This window comes from Streptomyces sp. NPDC020362, assembly GCF_040642095.1.
In the GTDB taxonomy this organism is placed as follows: Bacteria; Actinomycetota; Actinomycetes; order Streptomycetales; family Streptomycetaceae; genus Streptomyces.
In genome coordinates this window covers 30,237-42,196 of the sequence record NZ_JBFAET010000043.1, presented here as the reverse complement: position 1 = coordinate 42,196, position 11,960 = coordinate 30,237, and the positions used below count along the sequence as shown (strand labels likewise).

At 73.7% G+C, this 11,960-nt stretch carries 7 protein-coding genes; 5 read left to right on the top strand and 2 right to left on the bottom strand.

Going from position 1 to position 11,960, the window contains the following annotated elements; all coding sequences use genetic code 11:
• The first annotated feature begins 91 nt into the window (after positions 1-91).
• A complete protein-coding gene (locus AB0H32_RS18370; protein WP_361121092.1) occupies positions 92-1,768 on the top strand; it encodes an AMP-binding protein in 1,677 nt (558 codons plus the stop codon).
• Positions 1,769-1,852: 84 nt separating this feature from the next.
• Here the strand turns inward: AB0H32_RS18370 and AB0H32_RS18365 are convergent, their stop codons facing one another.
• Complete coding sequence (locus tag AB0H32_RS18365; RefSeq protein WP_361121089.1) at positions 1,853-2,293, bottom strand: hypothetical protein; 441 nt, start codon at positions 2,291-2,293, stop codon at positions 1,853-1,855.
• Positions 2,294-2,558: 265 nt separating this feature from the next.
• Here AB0H32_RS18365 and AB0H32_RS18360 point away from each other — a divergent pair, with 265 nt between their 5' ends.
• The 4 genes from AB0H32_RS18360 (at position 2,559) to panD (ending at position 10,640) form a co-directional block, all read left to right on the top strand.
• On the top strand, positions 2,559-8,681 hold the full coding sequence (locus AB0H32_RS18360) for an amino acid adenylation domain-containing protein (protein WP_361121086.1): 6,123 nt from the start codon (positions 2,559-2,561) through the stop codon (positions 8,679-8,681).
• Positions 8,681-8,899: an MbtH family protein gene (locus tag AB0H32_RS18355; RefSeq protein ID WP_361121083.1), complete on the top strand. Its 219-nt coding sequence runs from the start codon at positions 8,681-8,683 to the stop codon at positions 8,897-8,899. The genes AB0H32_RS18360 and AB0H32_RS18355 overlap by 1 nt, the downstream gene beginning before the upstream one ends.
• Entirely contained in the window at positions 8,896-10,158 is a 1,263-nt protein-coding gene (locus AB0H32_RS18350) for a beta-ketoacyl-[acyl-carrier-protein] synthase family protein (RefSeq protein WP_361121080.1), read from the top strand. Before AB0H32_RS18355 ends, AB0H32_RS18350 begins: the two co-directional genes overlap by 4 nt.
• Positions 10,159-10,268: 110 nt before the next feature.
• The gene (gene panD, locus AB0H32_RS18345) at positions 10,269-10,640 is read left to right on the top strand and encodes an aspartate 1-decarboxylase (protein ID WP_361121077.1); all 372 of its coding nucleotides are present in this window, start codon (positions 10,269-10,271) and stop codon (positions 10,638-10,640) included.
• 104 nt (positions 10,641-10,744) lie between these two features.
• Here the strand turns inward: panD and AB0H32_RS18340 are convergent, their stop codons facing one another.
• Positions 10,745-11,923 carry an Nramp family divalent metal transporter gene (locus AB0H32_RS18340; protein ID WP_361121074.1) on the bottom strand — a complete coding sequence of 393 codons (1,179 nt, stop codon included), beginning with the start codon at positions 11,921-11,923 and terminating at the stop codon, positions 10,745-10,747.
• Positions 11,924-11,960: the final 37 nt, after the last annotated feature.

Sequence of the window (11,960 nt, the reverse complement as noted above, 5' to 3'; positions counted from 1 at the left end):
ATCGTTCTTGCTGGGTCCGTCCCGGCCGGCCGGCGGAAGTTACCCGCCCGCTGCCTGGCGTGCGCCCGGTGCGCGCCCACAGGATGCGGCCATGTCCGCCGCCGTCCGCGGCGGCCACGGCAAGGGCCTGGGAGGAAGACAGCCGATGAGCATCCCCGACAGGGCGCTACTGGACTGGGTCGAGGAGGCGCCCGCGGACCGCGGCCTGCACTTCGCAGGGCCTGGGGACTCCTGGGAGTACCACAGTTACGCGCAGTTGGCCGAGCTGGTGCTGCGCACCGCCGAGGCGCTGCGCGGCGCCGGCGTGCGCGACGGCGAGGTCGTGGCGATCGTGCAGCGCTCCAGCCCCGGCTTCGTGGCGACGTTCTTCGGCGCCATCGCGGCCGGCGGCACACCGTGTTCGATCCCGCCGCCGTTCGCCTTCCAGCGGGCCGTGGAGTACGAGGCACACGCGGGCGGCCTGCTCGAAACCGCCCGTCCCGCGGTGGTGGTGTGCGACCAGGAGGCGCAGCAACCCGTCGCGGCCCTCACCGAGGGGCTCGGCCTGCCCGAGCCCCTGGTGTTCGACGCGCTGGTCGAGGGTGTGAGCCCGGCCCGACGGCCCTACCCCGCAGCCGAGTCCGCCCTGCTGCAGTTCACCTCGGGCTCCTCCGGCGCCTCCCGTGGTGTGCTGGTCTCCCACTCCGCGCTGCGCGCCAACGTGACGGCGATGCGGCGATGGCTGGGATGGCGCCCGGAATACCCCGGGATCACGTGGCTTCCGGTGCACCACGACATGGGCCTGCTCGGCTGCATGGTGAACATCGTGACCACCGGGTGCGACGGCTGGATGCTGCAGCCGGAGGATTTCATCCGCTCCCCGCTGCGCTACCTGCGGTGCATCAGCGAGAACCAGGTCGGCCTCGCCGCCATGCCGAACTTCGGCCTGGCGTACATCCTGCGCCGGGTACGTCCCGCCGACCTGGAGGGCCTGCGCTTCGATGCCGTCCGCTCGGTGATCCTCGGCGCGGAACGCATCGACGAGCAGGTACTCACGAGGTTCGAGGCGCTGCTCGGACCGCACGGCTTCGACCGGCGCGCCCTGCTGCCCGCCTACGGCGGCGCGGAGGCCACCCTCGCCGTCACCGGCCTTCCCCTGGGTGAGGGCTGGACGTCCGCCGTGCCCGAGGGCGACGCGGGCGACACGAGCAGGGTCGTGGGCTGCGGGCGCCCGCTGGAGGGTGTCGAGGTGAGCGTGCAGGACGACGAGGGCCGTCCGGTGCCCGACGGTGTGGTCGGTGAAGTGGTCGTCCGCGGAGCCTCCCTGGCGACCCGTTACGTCGACGGCTCCGCCTCGCTCTCCGGCACGGAGCTCGCCGGTGGCGTGCTGCGCACCGGCGACGCGGGATTCCTCGGCGAAGGCCAGCTGTACGTGCTGGGCCGACTCGGTGACGGGCTCAAGGTGCGCGGCCGCATGGTGTTCGCCGAGAGCCTGGAGGCGCGTCTGCACGAACTGGGCATCCCACAGCGGCGGGTGGCGGTGCTGCTCGGGCAGCACCGGGGTCGCCCGACCGGCGTGGTGGTGCTGGAGAAGCCCGACCCCGACTGGGCGGCGCGCGCCCTCCCCGTGCTCGCCGAGGCGCTGGACGACGCCGAGTTGCTGGTGGCACCGGTGCCACGCGGCCAACTCGCCGTGACCTCGAGCGGCAAGCCGCGCCGCCGCGTGATGTGGAAGGCCCTGACCGAGGGCCGGCTGTCGGGGGAGGTGCACAGGCCGGCGCCGGTGTGACGGCGCCGGGTGGTGCGGGGCGGCTCCGGCAGAACACTGCCGGGCGCGCGGGGCCGGCGGCCCTGCGCGCCCCCCGTCGGACCGTCACGCCGTACGGGCTGCCGACGCGCCCGGGGCCAGCGGCTTGGCGCGTACCGCGATACCCGCGGTTCGGGCCAGCAGCATCACCCCGAAGGAGATGGCCAGGTAGCCGAAGCTGGTCGGGGTGTCGAAGTGGTGACCGGCCTTCTCGAACACGGTGCGGGTGGCGATCAGCAGAACCCACACGGGCACGGCGGTCCAGCCCGCCTTGAACAGGACCGCCCCCGCGGAGTCCCGGTGCACGGAGATCATCGCCCCGTAGACCGCACCCAGCACGACACCCGCCGCTACGACGCCCAGCCCCAGCCCGATCGAGGTGCCGGGCTCGTCCTTGTCACGAAGAACCAGCTGGAGGACACCGACGACCATGGGAAGAACGGGGAGCACCCAGGTGGCGACGCCTAATTTCTTTTCACGGAACTGCCGGAGAAGTACCAACGCCATGACGGCGAATGTCAAGAGTTGAATCGCGTTGTTGTCTTTCATCGGGGCTCCGATTTCCCATGAAGTTCTGTACGGCAGACCGTCTGAGCGGTGCCGGAGTCTACCGGCATCCGTTTTCCTCCTACATCCACTTCTCCCCGCAGCCCCGTCGGCATGCGTGGCTCAATTCCAATTGCCGGATGGTTGCCTGGCTGGGACCTCACGGACCGCAGCAACATGGCCGACGGGAACCGCTCGGCCCGTGCACATGGTTGGAGATCTCGCAGTGCCTGCCCATGACTCACTGGAAGCGGTCCTGCCGCTCGCGCCGCTGCAGGAGGGCCTGTTCTTCCACGCCCAGTCCACTTCGGGCGGGACGGACGAATACGTCAGCCAGGCCGCACTGCTCCTGGACGGCCCGCTCGACGCCCCGCGGCTGCACGCGGCCTGCCGGGCAGCGGTGCACCGGCACGCGGCGCTGCGCAGTTCCTTCCTGCAGCGCAGGAACGGCCGGACGGTGCAGCTGGTGCACCGCAAGGTCACGGTTCCCTGCACCCGACTCGACCTGAGCAAGGGGGAAGAGGCAGGAGCGCAGCTCGCCCGCCACCTCCTCGACGAGCGGCAGCGCGGCTTCGACCTCGGCAGGCCGCCCCTGATCCGCTTCTCACTGCTGCGCATGGCCGCCGACCGGCACGTGCTGGCACTGACGCATCATCACATCCTGTTGGACGGCTGGTCGTTGTCCGTCGTCCTGAACGATGTGATCGCCCTCTACGCCACGGGCGACGACCGTGCCCTGCCGCCTCCCGTGCCGGTCACCGGATACCTGTCGTGGCTGGCCAAGCAGGACACCGAGGCCTCCCTGGCGGCCTGGCGCACGGCTCTCGCCGGGCTGACGGAACCGGCCCTGACCGCACCCGGCCTCGCCCCCGCCCGCACCCTGCCCGACCTGGCCGTCGCCGAACTGGCCCCGGAACGCACGGCCGCGCTGCTACGGGCCGCCCGCGACCGCGGAGTCACCCTCAACACCGTCGCCCAGGTGGCCTGGGCACTGGTGCTGACCTCCGTGACGGGCAGCACCGACGTCGTCTTCGGGCAGACCGTGTCGGTACGGTCCGCCCCCGCCGCACGGATCCAGGACATGGTCGGCCTGCTCGTCAACTCCGTGCCGGTGCGCGTCCGGCTGAACCCGGCCGAACCGCTGGACGCCCTGCTGGACCGGGTCCAGCGCGAGCAGTCGGCACTCGCCGGCCACCACCACACCGGCCTGTCGGACATCCAGCGGGCGAGCGGCCACAGCACCCTGTTCGACACCTTCCTGTCCCTCGGCGATCCCGGGACCGGCGCCGCCCCGGCCCGGCCGGCGGACGGTCTGCGGATCGCGCCGCTGCCCGACGACCTGGAGCAGTCCGCGGGCCAGGACGCACGCGGTTCCACGCACTATCCGCTGAGCCTCGTCGTCGTGCCCGGCGAGCGGCTGCGCCTCGAACTGACCCACCGCGGCGAGGCGTTCACCGGACGACAGGCACGCGAGGTGCTGGCCCGGATGACAGCCGTCCTCGACGCCGTCGTCACCGCGCCGCACACCCCGGTCGCGGCCGTCGACCTGCTCGGCGGTGCCGGCCCGGCCGCCCTGCCCGACCCGAACACCCCCGCCCGCGGCCCCGCCCCCGGCACCACCCTGCCCGCCCTCTTCGAGGAGCAGGCCCGCCGCACTCCCGACCGGGTGGCCCTCTCCGACCGGCACCGCGCCCTCGGCTATCGGGAGGTCAACAGCGCCGCCAACCGGCTGGCCCGCGCACTGGTGGCCCGGGGCATCGGCCCCGAGGACACCGTCGCCGTCATGCTGCCGCACGGCACGGAGCTGGTCGTCGTCCTGCTGGCCGTCCTCAAGGCCGGTGCCGCCTACCTGCCGATCGACGCCGCACTGCCCGCCGAGCGGGTGGCGTTCATGCTGGACGACGCCCGTCCGGCGGCCGTCGTCACGGACGGGCCCACGGGCAGCGTGCCGCACGGGGCCGTGTCCCCCGCCGGCCTCGCCGCCGAGCAGTACCCCGACACGGACCTCACCGACGCCGACCGGGTCCGCCCGCTCGGCCCGGACAACGGCGCCTACGTCATCTACACCTCCGGCTCGACGGGCCGGCCCAAGGGCGTCCAGGTCGAGCACCGGGCCATGGCCGCCTACCTGGAGTTCGCCCGGCACGCGTATCCGGGCCTTGCCGGCACGGCCGTCGTACAGTCGCCGGTCTCCTTCGACTTCACCGTCACCGGCGTCTTCGGGACGCTGACCGCGGGAGGCCGGGTCCACATGGCGGCCCTGGGCGAACCGGCGCCGGACGGACTCGGCCGCCCGTCCTTCGCGAAGGTGACCCCCAGCCAGCTGCCACTGCTCGCCACCACGCACACCTGGCTGTCCCCCACCCAGGACCTGGTCATCGGAGGCGAGCAGCTCACCGGCGAGGCGCTGCGTGCCTGGCGGGACGGAAACGCGCACGCCACCGCCGTCAACGAGTACGGGCCGACGGAGGCGACCGTCGGCTGCATGGAGTACCGGATCGGGCCGGACGACACGATCGCCGCGGGTGCCGTACCGGTCGGACGGCCGGTGGCGGGCACCGCGGTCCATGTGCTCGACCCGTGGCTGCGGCCGGTTCCCGCCCAAACGCCCGGCGAGGTGTACCTGGCGGGTCCCAACCTGGCCCGCGGCTATGTGCGCCGCCCCGGCACAACGGCGCAGCGGTTCGTCGCCAACCCCTTCGGCGCTCCCGGGGAACGCATGTACCGCACCGGTGACATCGCACGCTGGGGCCACGACGGACAGCTCGTCTACCTCGGCCGCAACGACGGCCAGCTCAAGGTCCGCGGCCAGCGGGTGGAACCCACCGAGATCGAGGCCGTCCTGTGCGGTCACCCCGCGGTACGGCACTGCGCGGTCGACACCCAGGACGGCCCGAAGGCCCGCCGTATGCTCGCCTACGTCGTCCTGGACGGCGACCCCGGCCCGCAGGCGCTGCGCGAACACGCCGCGGCCCACCTGCCCGCCTCGCTCGTCCCGGACGCGTTCGTTCCGGTGCCCGGGATCCCGCTGACCCCCAACGGCAAGCTCGACCGCGCCGCCCTTGCGGCCGTCGCCCCGACGACCGGCGACGAGCCCACCGCGGGCCGCCCGCCCCGATCGGAGAGCGAGCGGCTGCTGTGCCGGCTGTTCTCCGAGGTGCTGCGCACCGAGGTGCACTCCGTGGACGACGGGTTCTTCGAACTCGGCGGCGACTCCATCATGTCCCTGCAACTCGTCGCCAGGGCCCGGGCCGCAGGCCTGGAGCTGAACCCCCGGCAGGTCTTCGAGCACCGCACCGTGGCGGAGCTGGCCGCGGTGTGCGGTCCGCCCGCCCCGGGCCGCGCGCCGGTCCGGCACGACGAGGGCACCGGCCGGTTCCCGGCACCGCCCATCGTGCACCGGCTGCGCGAACTCGGCGGCCCCATCACCTCGTTCAACCAGTCCACGCTGCTCGCCGTGCCCGCCCGGCTCTCGTTGCAGCGCCTGGTGACCGCCGTGCAGGCGCTCCTCGACCGGCACGACGCACTGCGCATGCGGCTGACCGACGACTTCGACCTGTCGGTGCCGCCGGCCGGTGCCGTCGACGCCCGGGGCAGCGTGCACCGTGTCGACATCTCCGGCGACCGGACACCGGACGACGTGATCGCCGACCACGCCGCCCGCGCCGCCGAACGCCTCGACCCGCGGGCCGGGCACCTGGTGGAGGTGGTCTGGTACGACGCCGGGGACCGGCCCGGACGGCTGCTGGTGATGGTCCATCACCTGGCCGTGGACGCCGTGTCGTGGCGCGTCCTGCTGCCCGACCTGCACGCCGCCTGGGTGGCCGCCGGCACCGGGGAACCCGCCCGGCCGGCGCCGGTGCCGACGTCACTGCGCCGCTGGTGCCTGGCCCTGTCCGAGGCGGCGGCAACGCCGCGCTTCACGTCGCAGCTCGACCGGTGGCGCCGCACCCTCGCCGAGGCCGGCCGGCAGCTCACCGACCGTCCGGCCGACCCCGAGCGCGATGTGCACGGCACCGCGCGCACCCTCTCGGTCGAACTGCCGCCCGCCCGGGCCGAGGCCCTGCTCACCACGCTGCCCGCCGCCCTGCGCACGGGCGCCGAGGACGTCCTGCTGACCGCCCTCGCGGTGGCCGCGGCCCGGCTGGGCGCAGGCGGCAACGGGCTGCTGCTCGACCTGGAGGGACACGGCCGCCAGGACATCGGCGGCCTGGACCTCAGCCGCACCGTGGGCTGGCTCACCACCCTGCACCCGGTACTGCTCTCCCCCGGCACCACCGCCATGGACGACGCCTCGCTCCTGCGCGCCCTGAAGACCGTCAAGGAGCAGCTGCGCGACATGCCGGACCACGGCATCGGCTACGGCCTGCTGCGCCATCTGAACGACGAGGGCCGCGCCGTGCTCGGCGCGCTGCCAGGAGCGCAGGTCGCCTTCAACTACCTCGGCCGGTACACCGCCGACGGCGAGAGCGAGTGGCGGCCCGTCGCCGAGTCCGCCGCCCCACCCACGCACCCCGGCATGCCGCTGGCCCACCCGCTGGAGATCAACGCGGTGGCCGAGGACCACGGCGCCGGTCCACGCCTGACCGCGAACTGGACCTGGGCGCCCGCGCTGCTGCCCGAGCGGCAGGTGCGGCGCCTGGCCGACGAGTGGACGGCCGTCCTGCACGCCTTCGCCGCCCTCGCCGACCGCGGCGCGGCGCACGGCCTGACCCCGTCGGACGTACCCCTCGTACGCATCACCCAGGAGGAGCTGGAGGGCCTGGAGGCCGACGGCCCGGTCGCGGACGTGCTCCCGCTCAGCCCCGCCCAGCAGGGGCTGCTGTTCCACGCGCACTACGAGCACGGCGCACCCGACGTGCACACCGTGCAGACGGTGCTGGACCTGGAGGGCGACCTGGACGCGGCACGGCTGCGGGCCTCCTGCCTGGCGCTGGTGCGGCGGCACGAGGCGCTGCGCGCCCGCTTCACGCTGCTGCCCTCCGGTGAGCCGGTGCAGGTCCTCGCCGACCAGGTCGAAGCCGACTGGCGGGAAAGCGACTTGGGCGGCGCCGGCCCGGCGGCACGGGAGCAGGCCGTCCTCGAGGAGCGCCTGCGCCCGTTCGACCTCGCCCACGCCCCCGTCCTGCGCTGGCTGCTGCTGCGCCACGACGCACAACACCACAGCCTCGTGCTGACCCAGCACCACATCCTGACCGACGGCCGCTCGACCGCGATCCTGCTGCACGACCTCGCCCACCTGTACCGGAACGCCGCGAACGCCGGAGGACTGCCCGACCCCGTCCCCTACCGCCGGCACTACGCCTGGCTGCAGCGCCAGGACGGGACCGCTGCGCGGGACGCCTGGCGCAAGGCGCTGTCGGGAGCCGAACCGACCCTGCTGGCGCCGTACGGGGACACCGCCCGGGTGCGCGCCCTGCCGGAGCAGCGCGTCACGGAACTCGCCGAGGACACCACCGCGGCGCTGCGCGCCATGGCCCGCGATCAAGGCGTCACCCTGAACACCCTGGTCCAGGTGGCATGGGCGCTGACCCTGCATCACCTCACCGGCGCCGACGACGTAGTCTTCGGCGGCACCGCGTCGATCCGCACCCCGGAGGTGCCCGGACACGAGGACCTGGTCGGCCTGCTGATCAACACCGTGCCGGTGCGGATACGGCTGGACCCCCGCGCCGCGCTCGGCGAGCTGCTCCGCGCTGTGCACCGGGAACAGGCGGAGCTGGCCGGGTACCGGTACCTGTCCCTCGGCGACATCCTGCGCGAGGCCGGAACGGGCGAACTCTTCGACACCTGCCTGGTGTTCGAGAACTACGCCACGGCCGGACCGGTCGCGGCCGATCCGCGGCCGGACGCGCTGCGGATCACCGGCATGGACGGACACGACCCGTACCACTACCCCGTCAAGCTGGCCGTGACCCCCGAACAGCGCCTGCACCTCTCCTTCGGCCACCGGCCCGACCTGGTGCCGGACCCCGTCGCCGAGCACCTCGCACACCTGCTCCCCACGCTCCTGCGGGCCCTCGCCGCGGCACCCTCGGCGGCAGTCGGCGACCTGATGCTCGACCCGGACGCCCTGCGCCGCACCCGGGACGCCCTCGCGGCTCACACCGCGCACCTGCTCGGTGCCGAACGGCTCGGCCCCGACGACGACTTCTTCGACCAGGGCGCCGACTCACTGACGGCGCTGAAACTGACGGCGCGGATCAACGCCGCGTTCGGCCGCGGTCTGGACGTCCGCACCGTGGTCGAACGACGCACCGCGCGACGGCTTGCGCCCCTGTGCGTCCCCGGCGCCACGGTCCCGCCCGCCACCCGTACCCCGCGTTCCACGACGAAAGGCACACGCTGATGCAGAACCCCTTCGACAACCCGGACGGCCGCTTCCTGGTGCTGCGCAACGACGAGGGCCAGCACTCCCTGTGGCCCGTCTTCGCCGAGGTCCCCGCGGGCTGGACCACGGTGCACGACGAGGCCGACCGGCAGACCTGCCTCGACCACATCGAGGCACAGTGGACCGACATCAGGCCGCTGAGCCTGATAGCGGCCATGGAGCGGGATTCCGTATGACCGGCGCCGTCGGCGACGACGCCGCCGTGGTGGTGACCGGGCTCGGCGCGGTCACCCCGCTCGGCGTCACGGTCAAGGAGACCTGGGAGGGCCTGCTCTCCGGGCACAGCGCCGTCCAGGCCCTGAACCAGTCGTGGGCCGCCGGCCTTCCGGTGCGCATCGCCGCCCCGGCGGCGGCCGAGCCCGCGCCGCTGCTCGAACGGGTGCTGGCCCGCCGCGTGGACCGGGTCGGCGCCTTCGGACTGCTCGCGGTGCGGGAGGCATGGGCCGACGCCGGCTTCGTCGGCCGGGCCGACGCCTCTGGCCCCATCGACCCGGAGCGGGTGGCGGTCGTCCTGGGCACCGGGATCGGCGGCGCGCACACCGTCGTCCACAACAACGAGGAACTGCGCACCCGCGGCCCGCGCCGGGTGTCGCCGCACACCGTGCCGATGCTGATGGGCAACCACTCCTCCGCCCTGGCAGCGATCGAGGTGGGTGCCCTCGGGCAGGCGTCGGCCCCGGCCACCGCCTGCGCGGCCGGCGCCGACGCGATCGCCGCCGGACTGGATCTGATCCGGCTCGGCCGGGCCGACGTGGTGCTTGCAGGCGGTGCCGATGCCGGCGTGCACCCGCTGGTGATGGCGGCGTTCTCGGCCATGCGTGCCCTGTCCCGGCGCAACGGCGAGCCGCAGGGTGCCTCCCGGCCGTTCGACCGGACCCGGGACGGGTTCGTCATCGGCGAGGGCGCGGCCGTCGTGGTGCTGGAGCGCGCCGCGCACGCCCGTGCCCGCGGCGCGCAGCCGTACTGCACCCTGGCCGGTGCCGGTCAGGCGTCCGAGGCCCACCACCCCACCGGTCCGCGTCCGGACGGCGACGGTCTGGCCCGGGCGATGCGCCGGGCGCTGGCCGACGCCCGGCTCGCACCGGGCGCGGTACGGCACGTCCAGGCCCACGCGACCTCGACCCCGGCCGGCGACGCGGCGGAGGCCGCCGCGCTGAACGGGGTCTTCGGACCCGGTGGCGTCCCGGTGACCGCTCTCAAATCGATGACCGGTCATCTGCTCGGCGCCTCCGGCGCGTTGGCGGCGATCGCCGCCGTGCTGTCCCTGGCCCACTCGGTCCTGCCCCCGACCGTCAACGTCCGGGAACAGGACCCGGACACCGGCCTGGACATCGTGCGGGACGTGCCCGTCGAGCTGCCCGCCGGTCCGGCCGCCGTCCTCTGCAACGCCGCGGGCTTCGGCGGACACACCACAGCGCTCGTCTTCACCCGCTGAAGCACACGGCCCCACGGCCTCGCGGTTCCACGGCCCCACGGCCTTGCCCGGGGCTCACCCGGCACAGAAACCCCACCGACCACAGAACTCAGGAACGAGGTACGGCCATCGTGCGGCGCACCATGCTGAAGTCCAAGATCCACCGAGCAACCGTCACCCAGGCGGATCTCCACTACGTCGGCTCGCTGACGCTCGACCCGGAGCTGATGGAGCACGCCGACCTGCTGCCCGGCGAACTCGTGCACATCGTCGACGTCAATAACGGCGCCCGGCTCGAGACGTACGTCATCGAAGGGGAACGCGGCTCGGGCGTCGTCTGCATCAACGGCGCCGCGGCCCGCCTGGTCCACCCCGGCGACATCGTCATCATCATCGCGTACGCCTCCGTCGAGGACGGCGAGGCCGCCGCGCTCGAACCGCGGGTGGTGTTCGTCGACAAGTCCAACAGTGTGCTGAAGACCGGCACCGACCCGTCCGCCTGACGGCGGGAGCCGGGGCGGTGCCGGACGGCGGGAGCCGGGGCGGTGCCTGACGGCGGGAGCCGGGGCGGTGCCGGACGGCGGGAGCCGGGGCGGTGCCGGACGGCTCACCGGACGACCTGCAGCCACACCAGCAGCAGGTTCACGGCGGCTATCGCCCCGGCCAGCACCGACATCCCGGCCCGCGCCGCCCGGCCGACGGCGAACTCCCCCATCAGGCGCCGGTCCGAAGTGAGCATCAGCAGCGGCACGAGGGCCGGCAGGATCCCGAAAGCGAGGACGACTTGGCTCACGATCAGCACCTGGGTCGGGTCGCACCCCGCGGCGGCGGCGACCAGTGCCGGCACCATCGTGACGGTGCGGCGCAGCACCGCCGGCACGCGACGCCCCACGAACCCGGACATCACCACCTGCCCCGCCAGCGTGCCCACCCCCGACGAGGAGAGCCCTGCAGCCAGCAGCGCCAGCGCGAACACCGTCGCCGCGCCGCCCCCGAGCAGGGTGCCGAGCAGCCGGTGCGTCTCTGCCAGCGAGAGACCGCCGGACGAGGCGCCCTGCAGCACCCCGGCGGCCATGGCGAGCATCAGCAGGTTCACGGCGTTGGCGACACCGAGGGCGACGAACACCTGCGAGCGCTCCGCCCGCAGGGCCGCACGGATCCGCTCGGGATCGCGCACGAAGACCCGGTCGGTCACCAACGCCGAGTGCAGATAGATGGCGTGCGGCATCAACGTCGCACCGATGATGCCGACGGCCAGGAAGGCTCCGTTCGCGCCCGACACCGACGGCAGCAGTCCCGAGGCCGCCGCGCCCGCGTCGAAGGTGCCGCGGGCGGTGAGGTAGGCGAACGCCAGCAGGAGTAGGGCGAGCGTCAGCGTCAGCAGCCGCTCCAGCGACCTGCGACGGCGGCCGTACAGGTCCAGCAGGAAGTAGGAGATGCCTCCCGTGACCAGGGCCGACACCAACGGGCCCATATGAAAGAGCAGTTGGAGCGCGATGGCCGAACCGGTGAACTCGGCGAGGTCCGTCGCCATCGCCGTGATCTCCGCCTGTATCCACAGCGCCGCCGACACGCGCGGCCCGAACCGGCGCCGGCACGACTCGGGAAGGCTCTTGCCGGTGACGATGCCCAGTTTGGCCGACAGGTACTGCACCGGTACGGCGGCGCACCCGGCGGCCAGCACCACCCACAGCAACTGGTAGCCGGTGTCGGCCCCGCTCTCCACGTCGGTGGCGAAGTTGCCGGGATCGATGTACGCGACGGCGGCAAGGAACGCCGGCCCCACCAGCCTGAAGGTGAGGCGAAGGCGGCGCCGTGGCGGG